17 protein-coding genes are annotated in these 18,898 nt (G+C 59.1%); 7 read left to right on the top strand and 10 right to left on the bottom strand.

All coding sequences use genetic code 11. The features are described from left to right. The first annotated feature begins 165 nt into the window (after positions 1-165). Positions 166-966 (top strand): TIGR03089 family protein, encoded by an 801-nt coding sequence (locus tag HMPREF2919_RS07885; protein WP_070667112.1) that lies wholly within the window; start codon positions 166-168, stop codon positions 964-966. Positions 967-1,144: 178 nt separating this feature from the next. On the opposite strand, the gene HMPREF2919_RS07880 is transcribed toward HMPREF2919_RS07885, so the two are convergent. Beyond that, a complete protein-coding gene (locus tag HMPREF2919_RS07880; RefSeq protein WP_049352094.1) occupies positions 1,145-1,762 on the bottom strand; it encodes a GtrA family protein in 618 nt (205 codons plus the stop codon). 363 nt (positions 1,763-2,125) lie between these two features. Here HMPREF2919_RS07880 and HMPREF2919_RS07875 point away from each other — a divergent pair, with 363 nt between their 5' ends. The 3 genes from HMPREF2919_RS07875 (at position 2,126) to HMPREF2919_RS07865 (ending at position 5,075) form a co-directional block, all read left to right on the top strand. Further along, complete coding sequence (locus HMPREF2919_RS07875; protein WP_070667110.1) at positions 2,126-3,316, top strand: 5-(carboxyamino)imidazole ribonucleotide synthase; 1,191 nt, start codon at positions 2,126-2,128, stop codon at positions 3,314-3,316. Positions 3,317-3,415: 99 nt separating this feature from the next. Next, the gene (gene purE / locus HMPREF2919_RS07870) at positions 3,416-4,054 is read left to right on the top strand and encodes a 5-(carboxyamino)imidazole ribonucleotide mutase (protein WP_005506874.1); all 639 of its coding nucleotides are present in this window, start codon (positions 3,416-3,418) and stop codon (positions 4,052-4,054) included. A gap of 19 nt (positions 4,055-4,073) precedes the next feature. Further along, entirely contained in the window at positions 4,074-5,075 is a 1,002-nt protein-coding gene (locus HMPREF2919_RS07865; protein WP_070667108.1) for a lipid II:glycine glycyltransferase FemX, read from the top strand. Positions 5,076-5,239: 164 nt separating this feature from the next. Here the strand turns inward: HMPREF2919_RS07865 and glpX are convergent, their stop codons facing one another. Then, positions 5,240-6,247 carry a class II fructose-bisphosphatase gene (gene glpX, locus HMPREF2919_RS07860; RefSeq protein WP_070667106.1) on the bottom strand — a complete coding sequence of 336 codons (1,008 nt, stop codon included), beginning with the start codon at positions 6,245-6,247 and terminating at the stop codon, positions 5,240-5,242. 417 nt (positions 6,248-6,664) lie between these two features. Here glpX and HMPREF2919_RS07855 point away from each other — a divergent pair, with 417 nt between their 5' ends. Continuing rightward, the gene (locus HMPREF2919_RS07855; RefSeq protein WP_005508935.1) at positions 6,665-7,384 is read left to right on the top strand and encodes a carbonic anhydrase; all 720 of its coding nucleotides are present in this window, start codon (positions 6,665-6,667) and stop codon (positions 7,382-7,384) included. Positions 7,385-7,608: 224 nt separating this feature from the next. Then, positions 7,609-9,015, top strand: a complete 1,407-nt coding sequence (locus tag HMPREF2919_RS07850; RefSeq protein ID WP_049338717.1) for a class II fumarate hydratase — start codon at positions 7,609-7,611, stop codon at positions 9,013-9,015. A 178-nt stretch (positions 9,016-9,193) separates the two neighbouring features. On the opposite strand, the gene HMPREF2919_RS07845 is transcribed toward HMPREF2919_RS07850, so the two are convergent. The 7 genes from HMPREF2919_RS07845 to mca all read right to left on the bottom strand — a co-directional run bounded on the left by HMPREF2919_RS07845 (position 9,194) and on the right by mca (position 16,555). Further along, the gene (locus HMPREF2919_RS07845) at positions 9,194-10,945 is read right to left on the bottom strand and encodes a pyruvate dehydrogenase (RefSeq protein ID WP_049350049.1); all 1,752 of its coding nucleotides are present in this window, start codon (positions 10,943-10,945) and stop codon (positions 9,194-9,196) included. Between the two features lie 183 nt (positions 10,946-11,128). After that, positions 11,129-11,419 (bottom strand): NUDIX hydrolase, encoded by a 291-nt coding sequence (locus HMPREF2919_RS07840; RefSeq protein ID WP_246822917.1) that lies wholly within the window; start codon positions 11,417-11,419, stop codon positions 11,129-11,131. A 115-nt stretch (positions 11,420-11,534) separates the two neighbouring features. After that, a complete protein-coding gene (locus tag HMPREF2919_RS07835) occupies positions 11,535-12,752 on the bottom strand; it encodes an MFS transporter (protein WP_070667103.1) in 1,218 nt (405 codons plus the stop codon). Between the two features lie 468 nt (positions 12,753-13,220). Continuing rightward, positions 13,221-13,727: an NUDIX hydrolase gene (locus tag HMPREF2919_RS07830; protein WP_070667101.1), complete on the bottom strand. Its 507-nt coding sequence runs from the start codon at positions 13,725-13,727 to the stop codon at positions 13,221-13,223. A gap of 127 nt (positions 13,728-13,854) precedes the next feature. Beyond that, complete coding sequence (locus tag HMPREF2919_RS07825; RefSeq protein WP_070667099.1) at positions 13,855-14,382, bottom strand: prepilin peptidase; 528 nt, start codon at positions 14,380-14,382, stop codon at positions 13,855-13,857. Positions 14,383-14,493: 111 nt separating this feature from the next. Continuing rightward, the gene (gene uppS, locus HMPREF2919_RS07820; protein ID WP_049354994.1) at positions 14,494-15,303 is read right to left on the bottom strand and encodes a polyprenyl diphosphate synthase; all 810 of its coding nucleotides are present in this window, start codon (positions 15,301-15,303) and stop codon (positions 14,494-14,496) included. A gap of 280 nt (positions 15,304-15,583) precedes the next feature. Then, entirely contained in the window at positions 15,584-16,555 is a 972-nt protein-coding gene (gene mca, locus HMPREF2919_RS07815) for a mycothiol conjugate amidase Mca (protein WP_070667097.1), read from the bottom strand. 419 nt (positions 16,556-16,974) lie between these two features. Here mca and greA point away from each other — a divergent pair, with 419 nt between their 5' ends. Further along, a complete protein-coding gene (greA, locus tag HMPREF2919_RS07810) occupies positions 16,975-17,472 on the top strand; it encodes a transcription elongation factor GreA (protein WP_070507873.1) in 498 nt (165 codons plus the stop codon). 171 nt (positions 17,473-17,643) lie between these two features. On the opposite strand, the gene ilvA is transcribed toward greA, so the two are convergent. After that, positions 17,644-18,897 (bottom strand): threonine ammonia-lyase, encoded by a 1,254-nt coding sequence (ilvA, locus tag HMPREF2919_RS07805; protein ID WP_070667094.1) that lies wholly within the window; start codon positions 18,895-18,897, stop codon positions 17,644-17,646. Position 18,898: the final 1 nt, after the last annotated feature.

Genomic DNA, 18,898 nt, shown 5'->3' with positions numbered 1-18,898 from the left:
GTTAGTGCAAAGGTTTTTCATCATTAGGTTTTTTCAAGCACCATCAGAAGTTTTTACTTTACTTCTGTACTTTTCTAGCCCGGCAATCGGCCCTCCCCTCCTCTCCGCTCCCGGAATTGTCCCTGCGCCTCCGCTCCTTCTGAACCGTGAGGTAGAGTGAAACCCATGGTTACTCTCTCCCCCACCGGCGCGTCCGCGCCCACGACTCTGAACCGTTTCTTCGAGAAACTCAGCACTCAACAAACTCCCGCCCTCATCTGGTATTCGGCGGCAGGCGAGCGTATTGAGCTCTCCGGCAGGGTCCTCATGAACTGGGTAGACAAGAGCGCAAACCTGTTGGTTGAAGAATGCGAACTGGCGCCCGATGAAGGTTTTGATCTGCAGGCTCCCCTGCACTGGCGCACTATTGTTCTGGGTCTGGCGGCTCTGCGCGTGGGCGCGATCCTCGATCAGGACGAGCCGCTGGTTGCCGTGGTCTGCACCGAGCAGGAGGCGGGCTACACGAATGACCCCGCGTACCTTCTGGCGGTTGACCGTGCGCCGCTGGCTCTTTCCTACACCGGCGATCTGCAGGCACTGGCTCCGCACACCGAGGAGGTACTCGATTACTGCGCTCTGGTGCGCAGCTTTGGCGACCAGTACTCGGGTCTACTTCCCGATGATTCGGCAGAAATTATTGAGGGTTTCAGCTATGCGGAAGCCTACGAGCAGGTTCTTGCGCAGGCACAGACCTATCGCACGGCGGGGTACACGCTACCTTCGGGGCAGCGGGCGCTCGCACTGGAGTTGAGCCCCGACTACGGTTTTGATGCTTCGGAGGCGACCCTGAGCGCTCTGCTGGAGGTGCTAGCTATTTTGGCTTCGGGGCATGCGGTGTTTGTGGCTGACCCGAGCGTCAACTGGCAGAATGGGCAGCTGGCGTCTTTGATGGTTGCCGAGCGTGCGGTGGAGATTTCCCGCGCATAGCGCCCCTCTCCTGTTGCCTGAAAAATCGCGTGGAAGGCTACCAATCACACGGAGCGCGAACAAACATATAGGTCTTTAAACGATTCATCCCCCGACACCGTTCGTGTCGGGGGATGAATCGTTATACCACGTTCTAACTAAGCTGCTTCTACGGTCAGAGGAGCTCAACCCGAGGAGCTTAGGAGTTCTGCGAGCCCGGCTTCGACTGTGCCTCAGGTGCAGTTGCTTCAGAGGTTGCCTTACGTGCTGCAGGTTCTTCGCCATCAAGAATGGCGGCGGCTTCATCAAACATGCGGCCGAGCTCCTCGTGGTCGGTGCCTTCGCCCTCTTCAACCTTCTGGCGGTGCGAACCGTACACCCAGAAGCGGTAGAGGAAGTAGCGAAGAATGGTGCCCAGAATGGTACCGATAATCGTACCGGAGATGAAGGATGCCTCGGGGGTGCGCAGGTTCAGCACGTAGGTACTGAATGCCACACAGCCTGCTTCGACGAGAATACCGAGCAGGTTGACCAGTCCGAATTCGACCGCTTCACGCTTCCAGTTTTCGGAGCGGGAGTCGCGGAAGGTCCACAGGCGGTTCATGAGCCAAGAGAAGATGGTTGCGACAACACTCGCTACAACCTTCGCCTTGGTGTGGGACTCCGACATGATGGTCATCATCAGCACCCACACCGTCACAGAGTTGACGATGAAGGCGGCGCCGCCCACGGTACCGAATTTGAGAACCTCAATACCGTAGCTGTCCCAGAGGGATTTCAGGCGTTCGGTAATGGTCGGTTTCGTCTGTGCGCTCATGCGGGGCCTATCTAGCGGGGTTTTATCGGAGAAAAAGGTGCCGATGCTGCGACGGTGAGCGTTGGTTACGTTGTCACTGCGTGGCGCTTCGGTCTCTTTTACAAGCTCTTATATGTTAGTACAGTCCCGGTACGTTGTTTGTCCCTTTGGGAGTTTTTCCATAGACCTCTCAGCTACCGGGTGACTCTTTTCATCATGCGCTGATAGTTTCGTCTCTGCCTGACCGCGCAGAAGGCAGGTTTTTACGATTTCTTCCGGTATTCACGCCCAAATATTGGGCTCTGAAGCCCAGTTGAACCCATTCTGCGACCTTCATGTGGTCTTGCTCCCATAAGCACTCCGAACCCGGTACACTTAGGTGATGTGACTTACCCTGTGACTGGACCCGTAATTGGTGTCATCGGCGGCGGCCAGCTGGCCCGCATGATGGCTCCCGCAGCAACTAACCTTGGCCTGAACCTGCAGATTCTCGCGGAGGCGCCCACCGTTGGCGCCGTGGCAGCGGTACGTACCGCTCCCGTCGGGGACTACAAAGATCTGGACACCCTCCGCGAATTTGCTCGCGGCAAGGATGTCATCACTTTCGATCATGAGCACGTGCCCACTGAATTTCTGCGCACCCTCATGGCGGAGGGAGTGAATGTTCAGCCCCGTCCCGAAGCTCTCCAGTACGCCCAGGACAAGCTCCTGATGCGCCAGGCCGTTGAGCGCCTGGGTCTGCCGAACCCGCGTTGGGCTCAGGTTTCTACCCTGGACGAGCTGCTCGCCTTTGGTGATGAGATTGGCTGGCCCGTGGTGTTGAAGACCCCGCGCGGCGGCTACGACGGCAAGGGCGTACTCGTTCTGGATTCCCCCGAGGAGGCTCGCGAGCGCAGTACTGCGTGGTTCGAGCAGTTGCCTTCCCGCGCTGATTTCTCCGCCCTGCTTGCCGAGGAGAAAGTGCCCTTCACCCGTGAGCTCTCCGCTCTAGTGGCTCGCCGTGAGAGCGGCGAGGTGCGCCCCTGGCCGGTCGTTGAGACCATCCAGGTGAACTCTATCTGCGACGAGGTTATTGCCCCCGCGCAGAACCTGGACCCCGAGATCGCTGAGGCTGCCGCAGCCGCTGCTGTGACCATTGCCTCCGAGCTGGGCGTGACCGGTGTAATGGCGGCTGAGCTTTTCGAGGTTCCCGGCTCCCCCGCCGGCTTCTACATCAACGAGCTGGCGATGCGCCCGCACAATACTGGCCACTGGACTCAGGACGGCTCGGTGACCAGCCAGTTCGAGCAGCACCTGCGTGCGGTACTTGACCTTCCGCTGGGTGATACCTCCGTGTTGGATGGTGTTGCCGTGATGAAGAACTACCTGGGCGGTGAGAACGAAGATATCTTTGGCGTCTATCCGCTGGCGCTTTCGGCTGAACCGCGCGCAAAGATTCACTTCTACGGCAAGGAGACTCGTCCGGGCCGCAAGATTGGTCACGTGAATATTTCTGGCACGGTGGCTGAGCTTGAGGCGTTGCGCCATAGCGCCGCGAATGCCGCCTCCATTTTGCGTGACGGCCGCCCCCTGTAGCCCTATTTTTAGCCGGTGCGTGGGGTGAGAGTATCCTGCGTATCCGACGCACCCTATTGATGGTGGTTCGCCACCGCATCCTGAAAGGATATGAGGATTATGTCTCAGTCTCCCTATAATTCTTCCCAGCCCATTGTTGGCATTGTGATGGGTTCGGATTCGGACTGGTCGGTCATGGAGGCCGCAGCCGAGGTTCTGGACGAGTTCGGCATCCCTTACGAGGCTGATGTTGTTTCTGCACACCGCATGCCCGAGGACATGATTGAGTACGGCAAGAAGGCTCACAGCCGCGGTATTCGCGTGATTATTGCTGGCGCCGGCGGCGCCGCTCACCTGCCCGGTATGCTCGCTTCCGTCACCGCTCTGCCTGTGATTGGTGTTCCGGTGCGTCTGAAGAACCTCGAGGGCATGGACTCGCTGCTGTCGATTGTTCAGATGCCCGCCGGTGTTCCGGTAGCTACCGTCTCCATTAACGGTGCTCGCAATGCGGGTCTGCTGGCTCTGCGTATTCTGGGTTCGGGTACCGATGCGTTTGCTCAGCAGGTTCACGCTGATTTGCGTCAGTTCTCTCAGGATCTGCGCCAGACCGCGATGGACAAGGGAGCCGCTCTGCGCACCCGAGTTGCCGAGGCGAAGGCTAAGGCAGCGGCCGAGCGCGAGGCGGAGGAGAGCTCCTCCGCCCCCCGCCCCGCTTCTGCTCCCGAAGCGTCGTCGGAGCCCCAGGCTTACGTTCCCTAAGCTCGGATACACTAGAAGTATGAGCAATATTCTTCAGTCCGATATTTGGGCACGTTTTCAGGAATCTAATGGTCACACCGTAATCCGTAAGAGCGGTAACGGCTGGTCGTACCTTGCAACCGTTGAGGGCGGCGCTACCGGCCGCTACCTGTACAGCCCGTACGGACCGGTCGCCTCCAGCGCTGTGGCTTTTGATGAGGCTCTCGCGTCATTGAAGGAAGAGGCTGCGAAGCTTCGTTGCCTGTTTGTGCGCATTGAACCCACTGAATCCGCTATTTGGGGCGATCAGGATGCGGCTGCTTTCTTGGCTCGTCGCGGCGCGGTTCTGGCTCCTCGCCAGGTGCAGCCTTCGCACACTCAGATTATTGATCTTTCGGGCTCTGAGGACGAAATCCTCAAGGGAATGATCCCCAGTTACCGTAATCGTCATCGTAATCTCCACAAAAAGGGCGTGACCGTTGAGGTTTCGACCAATCCCTCGGATATGACGATTCTCTTCGGCTTCCTCGAGGAAACCGCGGACCGTAACGGTTTTAACCGTCAGCAGGATGAGTACCTGATGCAGGTTGCTCGCGTGCTGATGCCCGCCGGTGCGGCGTCCCTGTACATTGCGAAGCTGACCGATGAGAACGGTAAGAGCACCCCGATTGCGGCGGCGTTTGTGTACGATTCGGATGACACCCGCACCTACGCGCACGCTGCGGCTTCCTTCGAGCACCGCAACCTTAGTGCAGGTGTTGTGGTGGTGACGAACTTTATCCTGGACGCTAAGCGTAAGGGTCTGAAGTACGTTGACCTCTTCGGTATTGCGCCGGAGGATCAGCCGGACCACGAGTGGGCTGGTTTCACCAAGTTCAAGAAGTCCTTCGGCGGCGAGTCGGTGGAGTACCCGGGCACCTGGGATGTTCCGGTAACCTCGCTGGGCTACCGCGCCTACACGCTGGCGTACAAGGCTCGTCCGGCTGTTCGTGATGCTGTGGCGAAGGCGAAGGCGAAGGTTCAGTCTTTCCGCTCTCGCTAACGGGTTCAGACGCGCCCTTACCGGGAGCACTCTGAGAACTAAAAGCTAAATACATGAGGGAGCCGCCCCCACCGAGTTCTTCGGTGGGGGCGGCTCCTGCGCGTATGTATGTGCAATGTTCGAGGAGTCTTAGCGCGGCTCCTCAGCCCTTGCGGGGGCGAAGATTACTGATCTTCGGGGCTGTTGGTCTGTGCGAGGATTTCGCGCAGGCGGGAGAGGCGGTGCTCAGCCTCGACGGTACGGACGGTACCGGAGGAGGAACGCATGACCAGCGACTGGGTGGTCACGGTGTTCTTGCCGTAGCGAACGCCGCGCAGCAACTTGCCGTCGGTGATACCGGTTGCGGCGAAGAAGCAGTTATCGCTGGTGACCAGGTCGTTGGTGGTCAGCACACGGTCCAAATCGTGGCCGGCTTCCAGTGCCTTTTCGCGCTCTGCGTCATCGGTCGGTGCCAGGCGGCCCTGGATGACGCCACCGGTTGCCTTGATAGCGCAGGCTGCGACAACGCCTTCGGGAGTGCCGCCGGTGCCGAGCATCAGGTCCACACCAGTGTTCTCACGGCAGGCTGCGATAGCACCTGCAACGTCACCGTCGAGGATGATGCGGGTACGAGCACCTGCCTCGCGGATTTCCTGAATCAGCTTGGCGTGGCGGGGGCGGTCCAGCACGCAAACGGTTAGCTCGCTGACTTTCTTGCCCTTTGCCTTAGCAACCAGGTGCAGGTTCTGCTTGACGGGCAGGCGCAGGTCGACGAATTCTGCAGCTTCGGGGCCGGTGACCAGCTTCTCCATGTAGAACACTGCGGAGGGGTCGAACATGGTGCCACCGTCTGCCACAGCAATCACGGAGAGGGCGTTGTCCATGCCGAGTGCGGTCAGGCGGGTACCGTCGATGGGGTCAACCGCCACGTCGAGGGAGGGACCGGAGCCGTCGCCGACGTTTTCGCCGTTGTACAGCATGGGAGCCTTGTCCTTCTCGCCTTCACCGATGACGACGGTGCCGTTGAAGCTGACGGTGGAGAGGCGGTAACGCATTGCGTCTACGGCTGCACCATCTGCGAGGTTCTTTTCGCCTGCGCCGACCCAGGGGCCTGCAGCAATTGCTGCTGCTTCAGTCGCGCGGACCAGTTCCATTGCGAGGTTGCGATCGCCGTGGTTGTTGTTCGTAGTCATAGACTCACCTTCGAGATTTCTGAATACACCGTCGGCTGGCTGGTTCTTTCCAGCACGAAGTCGCCGACGCAGTAGTGCTCCTTTCAGGATAGCGCGCGGGCGCTTCGTTTTTCTTGTTCTGAACGAGTTTGCGTGCGTGTTGACTTTAAGGTGAGCAGATGCGGCAAATCTGTGAGGGCTGCGTCTCTCTTCGGCGCTTCATACGCTCTGAGGCACTGATTTTGGGTGTTGTGAAGGCGCGCCAAACTAGCTATTTTTCGCATATTTAAGGCATATTTGAGGTAGGTTCTTTCTCCGGGAGGCTCCCGGCGAGAAACTCAGCTTCAGCGCGAGCGCCTGAAGCCCCACATACCCGTTCGCAGATTCGCTGCCTCCGACGGCATGCGTTATCTGTACTTGTCCGCTAAGGAGCATCACATGGCTGGCATCCAACCGACTCCCGCAGAAGCATGGAAGCGTCTGAAGGACGGTAACCGCCGTTTTGTTGAGGGCAGCAACGAGCATCCCAACCAGGACACGATTCGCCGTACCGACCTGGCATCGGGTCAGTTCCCGTTCGCCTCGATTTTCGGTTGCGGTGACTCTCGCCTCGCGGCAGAGATTATTTTTGATCTGGGCCTGGGCGACGCGTTCGTGGTGCGTACCGCCGGCCACGTCCTGGAGAATGCCGCGCTCGGTTCGTTGGAGTACGCGGTTGATGAGTTTGAGACCCCCATTGTGATGGTTCTCGGTCACGACTCCTGCGGTGCTGTGACTGCGGCCAGCAAGTCCTTGGAGTCCGGTGAGATGCCGCACGGCTTCATCCGTAACCTGGTGCAGCACATCCTGCCTTCGGTGATGTCCCCGAAGCTGCCGGAGAACCCGGTCGTTAACGACATGGTGCGTGAGCACACCCGCCAGACCGCCATCCGCATTATTGAGCAGTCCCACATCATTTCGGATGCGGTGGTTGAGGGTAAGGTCGCCGTGATTGGTGTCTTCTACCATCTGAAGGAGGGTAAGGCGGAGCTGGTGTTCAGTTCGCAGGATCTGACCCTGCCGGAGGAGAAGAACGACGCGCAGAACCCGCCGACTCAGACGCTTCCGGTGGTCGTGAAGACTCCCCCGCGCGTTGTGGTTGCCGAGAACCTGGACTAGGTTTCCTCTTCTCCGCTCATTACGAGCCTTAGCGCGAGAACCCACATGCTCGCACTTAACAACAGATTTTTCTATGGGATACCCCCGCCACGGTAGCGTGTTCGCACATCTACCGGGGCGGGGTTTTTACGTGCCTTCTCACGCCTCAAAATTTATGAGCGTTTTTCCTCTTTTGACACCTTTTCGAGGCGACGTAAGCCACTTTGAACGCCTATGCTAGAGGTATGGCTGAAAACATTGAATACCGCATTGAACATGACACCATGGGCGAAGTTCGCGTTCCGGCTGATGCACTTTACCGTGCACAGACCCAGCGCGCAGTCGAGAACTTCCCGATTTCGGGTCAGACCCTCGAATCCGCCCATATTCGTGCGCTTGCCCTCGTGAAGAAGGCAGCCGCGACCGCCAATGAGGAACTCAAGGTGCTCGACGCTGAGCGCGCCCAGGCTATCCGCGATGCAGCGGATCTGGTAGCAACCGGTAAGTACGACGCCCACTTCCCCATTGACGTCTTCCAGACCGGTTCCGGTACCTCCTCGAACATGAACGCGAACGAGGTTCTGGCAACCCTGGCAACCCGTTCCCTGGAGTCCAAGGGCATTGAGGTTCACCCCAATGACCACGTGAACGCTTCCCAGTCCTCCAACGACGTCTTCCCCACCTCCGTGCACGTTGCTGTGACCGAGGCTCTGGTGAAGGACCTGATTCCCGCTCTCGAGGTGCTCGCTGAGTCCCTGGAGCGCAAGTCTGCTGAGTTCAAGGACGTTGTGAAGTCCGGTCGTACCCACCTGATGGATGCAACCCCCATCACCCTGGGCCAGGAGTTCTCCGGCTACGCCGCAACTGTGCGTTACGGTATTGAGCGTGTGAACGCTTCCCTGCCTCGCGTGGCTGAGGTTCCCCTGGGCGGTACCGCTGTGGGTACCGGCATCAACACCCCCGACGGCTTCTCCGCTCGCGTGATTGAGCTGCTCGCTGAGGAGACCGGCCTGCCCCTGACCGAGGCTCGTAACCACTTCGAGGCTCAGGCTAACCGTGACGGCCTGATTGAGGTTTCCGGTCAGCTGCGCACCCTGGCGTACGGCCTGATGAAGATCAGCAACGACATCCGCTGGATGGGTTCGGGCCCGAACACCGGTCTGGGCGAGCTGCACATCCCCGATCTGCAGCCCGGCTCCTCGATCATGCCCGGTAAGGTCAACCCCGTGATTTGTGAGGCTACCATCATGGTTGCCGCTCAGGTCATCGGTAACGACGCAACCATTGCTCTGTCTTCCACTAACGGCGCGTTTGAGCTGAACGTGGGTATCCCGGTGATGGCTGCTAACCTGCTGCAGTCGATCCGCCTGCTCGCTAATGTTTCTCGCGTTTCGGCTGAGAAGATGATTGACGGTCTGACCGCTAACGTTGACCGTTGCCGCTTCCTGGCTGAGGCTTCGCCGTCGACCGTGACCCCGCTGAACAAGCTGATTGGTTACGAGGCTGCTGCGAAGATCGCTAAGTACTCGGTGGCTCACAAGGTGACTGTCCGTGAGGCAGTTGTGGCTCTGGGTTATGTGGAGCGCGGCGAAGTGACTGAGGAGCAGCTGGATGCGGCTCTGGACGTCACCAAGATGCTGGGCAACTTCTAATCCAAATCGTCTGATCACACCGCATACAGAATCGGGTGTGGCGCTACTGTTCCTACGGTATCGTCACACCCGATTTCTTATGTTCGTCTTGCCTCCCACGTGCGCAAAGGTAGTAGATACGACGGAGGGGCCCGCCTTTCGACGGGCCCCTCCGGGAGCGTTAAGCATCCCTTACGGACTAGCTGAACTGCCTCCACGCGGACATGTTACGCAGGTTCGAGCGAGCCATTGCCACGGCCTCCGCTGCGCCGCGGTTCAGCGCAATCTTGGAGAGCGAGGTGGCGAAGCCAACGATCTGCTTGGCCTCGACCTCGGGCGGCATCGACAGAGCGTTGGGGTCGGTAATGATCTCGACCAGGGAGGGGCCGCGGTGAGCCAGGGCGTTGCGCAGCGCACCTTCCAGGTCTTCAGCCTTCTCAACACGCTGAGCTTGGAAACCAGCGGCGGTTGCGATGTCGGCGTAGTTGACGAGCGGCACATCCACGCCGAAGTCCTCGAAGCCCTGAACCAGCTGCTCAAGCTTCACCATGCCCAGGGTGGAGTTGTTGAACACCACGATGGTCAGCGGCAGATCGTACATGACCGCTGTCAGAATATCACCCAGCATCATGGACAGGCCACCGTCACCCGAGACCGAGATGACCTGGCGGTTAGGCTCGGCAATCTGGGCGCCCAGGGCCATAGGCATGGCGTTCGCCATGGAGCCGTGGAGGAAGGAACCCAGCAGACGGCGCTTGCCGTTGGGGGTGATGTAGCGGGCGGTCCACACGTTGCACATGCCGGTGTCCGCGGTGAAGATGGCGTCATCGGAGGCCAGCTCATCCAGCACGGATGCGGCGTACTCGGGGTGAATCTTGCCCTTGGTGGGGTTGTGGGTGTAGGCGCCGACGACCTTGGTCATGATCTTCTCGTTCTTCTTCAGGAGCTTCTCCAGGAACGAGCGGTCGCTCTTGCGCTGCACGAGGGGCAGAACGGCCTTCAGGGTTGCGGCAACGTCAGCCTCAATCAGCAGGTCGACGTTGGTACGGCGGCCCAACACCTCGCCGGCACGGTCAATCTGAACGGTCTGCACGTTGGGCAGGAACTGGTCGTAGGGGAAGTCGGTACCCAGCAGGAGCATCAGGTCGGAGTCCTTCATACCCTCTGCGGCCTCACCGTAGCCCAACAGACCGGTCATTCCCACATCGAAGGGGTTGTCGTACTGGATGTACTCCTTACCGCGCATCGTGTGGCCCACGGGAGCCGCGACACGGTCGGCCAGCTGAACGACTTCATCATGTGCACCGGCCACACCGGCACCAGCGAAAATCGAAATCTTCTTGGCCGCGTTGATGCGATCGGCCAGGTCGCGCACGGTGGTCTCATCGGGGACGATGGTGCCGGGGCGGTAGTCGCCCCATGCGGGCACGTGGTCAACGGCATCCTGGATGGCAATATCGCCGGGAATCGATACGACGGCCACACCGCGGCGGGCGATAGCGTGACGCATACCGGAGTTGATGATGCGCAGGGTCTGGTGGCCAGAGACTGCCATCTCGTTGTAGACCGAGCAATCCTCGAAGATGCGCTCGGGGTGGGTTTCCTGGAAGTATCCGCTACCAATCTGGCCGGAGGGGATGTGGGAAGCAATCGCCAGCACCGGAGCGTGGGAGCGGTTGGCATCGTAGAGACCGTTGATGAGGTGGGTGTTGCCCGGACCGCACGAGCCGGCGCACACGGCCAGCTTACCGGTCACCTGGGCCTCGGCGCTTGCGGCAAAGGCCGCGGCTTCCTCGTGGCGCACGTGAATCCAGTCGATACCGCCGTTCTTCGAGCCGCCGGAGGCGCGCACTGCGTCCACGATGGGGTTCAGGGAGTCGCCCACCACGCCGTAGATACGCGTGACACCGGCCTCGACGAGCTGTGCGACAATCTGTTCTGCCAAGTTCATAATTACCCTCTTTCGTTGGCGTTCCACGGGGTGCAACGGCCCGATGGGGGAACGCTGTGTATCCCCTCAGAATAGCACTCTTTCCTCGTCAAAGAAGGTCTTGTTTTTATAACACTTAGGGTGTATCAACTTGGCATAAAGTCGGGTCTCGTTCGCGCAGGGCGGAGGGCAACCCTCGCTTGGCTAGTCCTCTTCCGGCGGCACCGATTCCAACCCAAAACGGCAGTGACCGTCATAGTTCAGCGCCGCATCAATACGGTCCAGCATCCGCTCCGAAAGCAACGCACGCTCCGCCGGGTCAGACACATCCACCCAACGCACCTGCGAAGACTCCTCGTCGTTCACCTTCGCCTCACCAGAAACCCAGCGACACAAGAACGTATGATCCAAAAACTGGCAGCGGTCACCATTACCGAACTGCATCGGCGGGTCAGCCTTCACCTGCGCCAGCTCCAGCACCTCAATTGCCTGCACCTCGCTGAGGTTCGCGGCTTAACCATAGAGGGAGGGGCGACTCGCCATGACGGCGGGTCGCCCCTCCCTCTGTATGTGTTCTCTGCTCCGTCATTGAGTTGGTAGCGGGTTCTCACTATTGTTCAACAATATTGAACACTTTGAACTGTTTATAGTGGACCAGCGTGTAGATGAGGCAGAGTACAGCCGGGATACTGACGACAAGCGCAGCGTTGAAGGAGCCGAGATGGTCAAGCATCAGTGCTACCGCGCCCATGGAGTACAGCGTTCCTAGCCCAAACACGGCACCGTCAAGGGAGCTGGCACGCCCCAGTAGCTCATTCGGTGTAATGCAGTCACGCAGATTATTGGAGAAGATGAAAGCTGATGCCCATCCTACGTCCAGGATGAAGAGCAGGGCGCCGAGCACTACAGGGTTATTGCTGATGGTGACGAGCGGTATTCCGAGCAGGGATACGACATTGGCGACCAGCAGCATTCCTCGTGTGTTCTCGAAAGAGAGGAAACGATCGATGATGAGCGCCGCGACGATACCACCGATACCGCTGCAGGCCATAATCATGCCTACCACTGAGGCTTCAAAAGTGAGCTCCTCATACAGGCGGTAAATAATGATAAGTGAATACGATGCCGTAGCTGCCGCCAAGAAGAACGTGTAGACAAGGATAAGTCTCTGTGGGGCGCCGGAGAACATGTATTGGATACCGTCAAACATGCGGTGAATAAACCCATGTTGCGCGGTTTCGCGTTGCTCAGTTTTAGTTTCCATCTCTACGGATGGCAACGTTGCGTATGAAATAGTTGCCGCCCCGAAAAGGAGCACCGGGACGATAAGACCGACCGTTGCACCCGCGACAAGAACAATAAATCCTGCTGTAGGGGGCGCAATGATTGCGGATATTCCCTCGCAAATTTCACGACGTGCATTGTACGAAAGAAGGTTTTCTCGTCCGAGAAGCTGCGGAATATATCCTGCTTCTGAGGCAGCAGCCAGCTCAGAGAAGACACCACTCACAAATCCTAGTGCGGCGATGGCGAACCATGACAGCATATGCTGCTCAATCATCAACGCCAAGGTAAGGATGCTGAGGATGTTTACTGCCCCGGCAATCACAATCATAGGTTTTCGAGGCAGACTATCCGATAGGGTTGCTAGTGGATATGCCAAGGCGATATTGGGGATTTGCATGGCTACCGCCATTACGCCAGCCAGCCCAATTTCGCCTGTACTAGCGAGAATCGCAATGGGTAGGGCGAAGGAATATATTCCTGTACCCACCAGAGAGCCGATAAGGGCTATGTAGATTCTCCAGGGTATTTTGTGTGTTGTCATGCTTTGCTCCTTCCAGGACGCTTCGAAATAGCGACCAAGAATTGCGATGAACACAATGAGCCTAGTTCACAGAAAAATGGCATGCCTTAAAGATTTATAGGCAGGGTAAAAGGAAAGCGACTACGCTCACCAGAACATCACGTGAACGAATCTTTCTCGGGTTACTGACTAATACGGGGCCGTCACTCCCAATGTAACCCGCGTCATATATAAAGCATCTCATGTACACCACTCATAACTCGATGCACAGGCACAACTTAAAGTAAAAAAGACAAAAACAAAATAGAACCACGGCAACATTTAGGCTTCCAGACCCCCACTCCCACAGAAAAACAGGAAGAACCACCCAATAACATGTAACAAACTGTCATAAAAATACTGGGAGGGGCGACTCGCCACGACGGCGGGTCGCCCCTCCTGCATATACACGCCTCAATCAGCGGCTTTTATTTAGTCCCAGTAGCCGGTCTAGAGTTCTTCCGGCGGCACCGACTCCAAACCAAAACGGCAGTGGCCATCATAGTTCAGCGCCGCATCAATACGGTCCAGCATCCGCTCCGAAAGCAACGCACGCTCCGCCGGGTCAGACACATCCGCCCAACGCACCTGCGAAGACTCCTCATCGTTCACCTTCGCCTCACCAGAAACCCAGCGGCACAAGAACGTATGATCCAAGAACTGGCAGCGGTCACCATTACCGAACTGCATCGGCGGGTCAGCCTTCACCTGCGCCAGCTCCAGCACCTCAATCTGCACGTTCGCCTCCTCCTGCGCCTCACGCAGGCAGGTCAGCGCGGGGCTCTCCCCCGGGTCCACAATGCCCGTAATCGGGGTCCACGCCCCGTTATCGCTACGGCGCACCAGCAGCACCTTAGAATCCTGCTCACGGTACACCACAGCCGTCGCACCGGACAGCCACAGGTAATCCGAACCGATCCGCTCACGCAGCTTACGGATATAGGGAGGGGTAGGCATAACATCAACCTTTCAAAAACCCCGGCAGTTCCGCCGAGAAATAGGTGCTAGAGAGCAGAGCGAACAGCCGCGGGCCGCACACAGAACGAACCCGCCATTTAGCCGGACGGTCACCCTACTTCGGAATCTACCACAGAGAATACGCCGGAGCAGCCAACGCCACCAGCGCCCCCAGAAGCATAAACGGACCGAAGGCAATGCGGGTGCTACCGCGCGCCTTCGTGAACAGAACCAGAGCCAAAGACACCAAGCCACCGGCAAGGAACGTCACCAGCGACGCCCAGCCCAGATTCGCCCAGGACAGGTACCCGAGCACGCCGCCCAGAATGCCGGCAAGCTTCACATCCCCGCGGCCCAGCGCGCCAAAAGACAGGATACGTAGAAGCAGGTAGCAGAACCACAGCACCAGACCGGCACCAATCACACGCCAAATATCGGCGGGGTGACCGGCAAAAAGCAAAGACACCGGCAGCGCCGTATAGGTGGCAATAGCCAAAGGAATCAGGATGCGGTGCGGCAGACGGTGCTCCCGCACGTCAATACGCCACAGCCGCAGGGCGCACCACAGAAAATACAGCAGGTAGCTGCCGAGCACCAGAGCGGCAATTGTGGAGGCGCCTCCAGCGTTGTAGAGGCGGGAAAGCTCAGCGAGCATAGAACGTCCATTCTGTATTGCTGGAGGCTGTACTACCGGAGGCTGCTAGCCAGGAACCAGCCAGCCAGCCGGCCGAGAAACACGCGCCGGCGGCGCTAGAACGCATAGGTTCTAGGAACCGAAGCGGCGGGAACGGTTCGCGTAATCCCGCAGGGCACGCAGAAAATCAACGCGTGTGAAATCCGGCCACAGGGCGCGGCAGAAGTAAAACTCAGAATACGCACTCTGCCAGGTCATGAAACCGGACAGGCGCTGCTCGCCCGAAGTGCGAATCAGCAGGTCCGGGTCGGGCATATCGGCGGTGTACAGGTGCGAAGAAATATCCTCCACGCTCAGCTGTTCGGCAAGCGATTCCAAGGATGCGCCCTCAGCGGCGGCCTCACGCAGAACCGAGCTGACCGCGTCCACAATCTCCTGGCGGCCGCCGTAGCCGACCGCAATGTTCACGCGAACACCGGGCAGGTGCGCAGTCTGCTCAATCGCCCAATCCAGGCGCTCGTGCAGCTGAGGAGGAATTAGGTCAATATTGCCGATAGCGCGCACCGGACCGCAGGCGGACTCCACCAGACGCACCAAGAACGCATCAATCACAGCGACCAGGCCGGTCAGCTCCTTCTCGGGGCGCTTCAGGTTCTCAGTGGAGAGCATGTACAGGCTCACCTGCGGAATCGACAGCTCAGTACACCAGGCCAGAAAATCAATAATTCGCTCCGCACCGGCGGCGTGGCCCTCACGGGTGCTCAAGCCGCGCTGAGCCGCCCAGCGGCGGTTACCGTCCACCAGCACTCCAATATGTGCCGGCAGGGATTCGGGGCTCAGCGAGCGCGCCAGAGCCTGCTCATAGACGGTAGGCTCAGTGACAGTGCCGGGGTTGCTGGCGTGGCCGTGCACAGTAATCACGGGCAGGGCGTTGGCGCTCATAGCTCATACCTCATTCGGCTGTCGTGGCAGATAATTCAGCGGGCTCATAACGAAAGAGTCCAAGCTCTTATTCTACGCCGCCGCGCCGTACCTTCGCGGCAATCGGCATCACGGTTGGGCTGAGAATCGGCTCAAAATTTGTGGCATCTGGTGGCGGCGTTCGGGGTTGTGCACAGGGGCTGCACGCATCGCGCGCCTAAGAATGGATGATGCCCTTCACCTACGACTCATATCGTGGGTGAAGGGCATCATTGTAACGCGCGGGGCGATGCACCCCAGCCTAGATAACGTAGTAGTCGCTCAGGCCCTCGTCCAGGCTAGATTCGGGCAGCTGAACCTCAGCGTGCGAGGCGGCCAGCGTGTAGTCCTCCCAGGGCCAAATATCCTTCAGCTTCTCACTGGGAACGGCGAAGAACACGCCGTTCGGGTCCACCTGCGAGGCGTGCGCCAGCAGAGCCTGATCGCGCTGCTCAAAGTGATCGGTCACCAGGATGCGGGTCGTAGTCTCGTGGCGAGGTGCCTCCCCCGAGGAGGCGCGGTGCGCGATGTTCTCAATCCAGCCGCTCAGCAAGCTCTCACCGTGCGTATCGAGCAGATGCTCGTGCAGGGCGAGGGTGCGTTCGGGGTTGAACGCGCGGTCGTAGTAGAGCTTCAGCGGGGTCCAGGGCTCACCCTCACCCACGTACGCCTCGGGGTCGCCTGCCTTCTCGAATGCTTCCACGGCAACCTTGTGGGTCATGATGTGGTCGGGGTGCGGGTAGCCGCCAATCTCGTCATAGGTGATGATGATGTGCGGGCGGTACTCACGCACCAGACGCACGAGCGGCGCGGCGGCACGATCCAGGGGCATGGTGCCAAAGCTACCGAAGGGAAGCGGCGGCATGGGGTCGCCTTCGGGCAGACCAGAGTCGAAGAAGCCAATCCAGCGGTGTTCAATACCCATAATCTCGCGGGCAGCCGCCATCTCAGCACGGCGCAGACCCGGCAGGTCGCGGTGCGCACGCGGGCTCTTATCGATCTCCTCGTTCAGGATGTCACCGCGCTCGCCGCCGGTCATCGTCGCCACCATGAAGCGGGCGCCACGGGCAATATACGCCGAGGCGGTACCGGCGCCCTTGGAAGACTCGTCGTCCGGGTGGGCGTGCACCGCGAGGATGCGCAGACCGGTGTAGTCCTCCTCCAGGGGTTTGAGGGAGTCCACGGGAGGGTGAGACGGCAGGTTTGCCTTCAGCTGTTCAATGGCTTCGCTCACGGTGGTCTCCTTTAGATGATGCGCCAGGGGGTCGATGATGTGTCTGTGACTCGCGAATACGAGCGCTACACGGCAGAAATTTTACGGTTGTAGCTTCTCGTATGATACCCAAGGATAGCGCCGGTACACTAGCGCAGATGACGCCGTGTGACATCGTGAAACATGCCGTCATATCAGCAGATTCACGGGCATGAAACAGTCTGATACTGGCGGAGTGTTCAGCTACCGGCGTGCGTACCGACGAAGATGCGCTCAGAGGGGAAGATACGACCGGCGTAACAGCCGAAAATCCTCCGGTGTTCTAGAATAGGTCTGTTGATTCATTCCGTTACCGGCAGCGCCGCGTATTGAACGCGGCACGCGGTAGCGGGTTTATTCGTTTCGCACCGGCAGAGCCGGCGCATAAGCAAAGGACACGCATGGCTGAAAACACCGGTGCATGGCTCACTCAGGACGCCTTCGACCGCCTCACTCAGGAGCTGGAGCACCTCTCCGGCCCGTACCGCCAGGAAATCGTTGACCGCATCGCGCAGGCACGCGATGAGGGCGACCTCCGCGAGAACGGCGGCTACCACGCGGCACGCGACGAGCAGGCTAAGAACGAGGCGCGCATCAAGCAGCTCAAGCACCTGCTCGAAACCGCGCACATCGGCGATACTCCCGCTGACGACGGCGTGGTAGAACACGGCATGGTTATCGAAGCTGAGGTTGCTGGCCGCACCCTGAAGTTCCTGCTCGGCTCCCGCGAAATTGAGGACACTCTGCCTGCAGGTAGCGACCTGAAGGTCTTCTCTGAGAAGTCCCCCCTGGGTGCCGCAATTATGGGCGCTAAGCAGGGTGACGAGGTCACCTACACCGCTCCGAACGGTAAGGAACTGAGCGCCAAGATTATCTCCGCAACCCCCTACCTGGGCTAAGAAGTTAGAGCTAAGAGACAGCGCTAGATTTAAAACAAACAGTGCGGGGTGCTGACTATAACGGTCAGCACCCCGCACTGTTTTTTGTCTGCCTGCTTGCGCCTATCTGGTTGCCTCCACCCTTCCGATTCGAGGCAACACTATAGTTCGTCGGCTAATAAATATATCGGCTTAGTAGACGATGATGGGCTTGAAACCCGCATCCTCCAGGGCAGAAATCACCTGGCGGCAATGCTCCACACCCTTGGTTTCCATGTCGATCGTAATCGACACATCGCCCATGGAGAGCGAGCCACCCACGCGGGTGTGGTCCACACCGGTGACGTTCGCGTCGTTCTCGGAAATAATGCGGGAGATGGTCGCCAGCTCACCCGGACGGTCAGACAGCATCATCTTCACGGTCATGTAGCGGCCAGCCGCAGACAGACCGCGCTGAATCACCTTCAGCATCAGCATCGGGTCAATATTGCCGCCGGAGAGCACGCACACGACCGTACCCAGGTCGCCGTACTCTTCCTTCAGCTTGCCGTTCATCAGCGCAGCCACGGGCACCGAACCGGCAGGCTCCACCACAAGCTTGTTACGTTCCATCAGGAAGATCAGGGCGCGAGCGATATCGTCTTCACTCACGGTCGCCACATCGTCTACCAGCTCCTTAATGATGGAGAAAGGCATCTGGCCGGGACGGCCCACCGCAATACCGTCAGCAATGGTGGAAACCTTCTTCAACGGCACCAGAGCATCCGCAGCCAGCGACAGCGGGTACGCCGCCGCGTGCTCTGCCTGAACACCAATAATCTTAATCTTCTTACCGAGCTTCTGCTCCTTCGCGCGGATAGCAGCGGACAGACCAGCGAGCAGGCCGCCGCCGCCAACACCCACAATCACGGTGTCAACGTCCGGAACCTGCTCCAGGATCTCCAGACCGATAGTGCCCTGACCGGCAATAATGTCTTCATTGTCGAAGGGGTGCACAAACACCGCGCCGGTCTCTTCGGCGTAGCGCTTCGCCTCCGCCAGAGCCTCATCCACGGTCACGCCGTGCAACTCAACCTCAGCACCGTGATCACGGGTTGCAGTAATCTTCGGTAGTGCCGCACCCAGGGGCATGTAAATGCGAGCCTTAATGCCCAGACGGTCAGCAGCCAGAGCCACACCCTGAGCGTGGTTACCTGCACTCGCCGCCACGACGCCGCGCTTCTTCTCCTCCTCGGAGAGCTTTGCCATGCGCACATACGCGCCGCGCACCTTGAACGAACCGGCGCGTTGCAGGTTCTCACACTTGAAGAACACCTCGGAACCCAGGCGCTGGCTCAGGGCACGCGAATGGGCGACCGGGGTGCGTTCAATAACGCCTTCGAGCAGCTCTGCGGCACGTTCAATATCGGTAATGGTCACGGGCAGGGAGTCGAGATCTACGCTCACG

Source organism: Rothia sp. HMSC068E02 (assembly GCF_001813565.1).
GTDB lineage: Bacteria > Actinomycetota > Actinomycetes > Actinomycetales > Micrococcaceae > Rothia.
The sequence above is the reverse complement of the archived record's forward strand: the minus strand, read 5'-3'. Positions and strand labels throughout refer to the sequence as shown.

Excerpts from the sequence above, each read along its gene's own strand:
- HMPREF2919_RS07885 (WP_070667112.1), top strand. The coding sequence starts at position 166 with ATGGTTACTCTCTCCCCCACCGGCGCGTCCGCGCCCACGACTCTGAAC.
- HMPREF2919_RS07880 (WP_049352094.1), bottom strand. The coding sequence starts at position 1,762 with ATGAGCGCACAGACGAAACCGACCATTACCGAACGCCTGAAATCCCTC.
- purE (WP_005506874.1), top strand. The coding sequence starts at position 3,416 with ATGTCTCAGTCTCCCTATAATTCTTCCCAGCCCATTGTTGGCATTGTG.
- HMPREF2919_RS07865 (WP_070667108.1), top strand. The coding sequence starts at position 4,074 with ATGAGCAATATTCTTCAGTCCGATATTTGGGCACGTTTTCAGGAATCT.
- glpX (WP_070667106.1), bottom strand. The coding sequence starts at position 6,247 with ATGACTACGAACAACAACCACGGCGATCGCAACCTCGCAATGGAACTG.
- HMPREF2919_RS07855 (WP_005508935.1), top strand. The coding sequence starts at position 6,665 with ATGGCTGGCATCCAACCGACTCCCGCAGAAGCATGGAAGCGTCTGAAG.
- HMPREF2919_RS07850 (WP_049338717.1), top strand. The coding sequence starts at position 7,609 with ATGGCTGAAAACATTGAATACCGCATTGAACATGACACCATGGGCGAA.
- HMPREF2919_RS07845 (WP_049350049.1), bottom strand. The coding sequence starts at position 10,945 with ATGAACTTGGCAGAACAGATTGTCGCACAGCTCGTCGAGGCCGGTGTC.
- HMPREF2919_RS07835 (WP_070667103.1), bottom strand. The coding sequence starts at position 12,752 with ATGACAACACACAAAATACCCTGGAGAATCTACATAGCCCTTATCGGC.
- HMPREF2919_RS07830 (WP_070667101.1), bottom strand. The coding sequence starts at position 13,727 with ATGCCTACCCCTCCCTATATCCGTAAGCTGCGTGAGCGGATCGGTTCG.
- HMPREF2919_RS07825 (WP_070667099.1), bottom strand. The coding sequence starts at position 14,382 with ATGCTCGCTGAGCTTTCCCGCCTCTACAACGCTGGAGGCGCCTCCACA.
- uppS (WP_049354994.1), bottom strand. The coding sequence starts at position 15,303 with ATGAGCGCCAACGCCCTGCCCGTGATTACTGTGCACGGCCACGCCAGC.
- greA (WP_070507873.1), top strand. The coding sequence starts at position 16,975 with ATGGCTGAAAACACCGGTGCATGGCTCACTCAGGACGCCTTCGACCGC.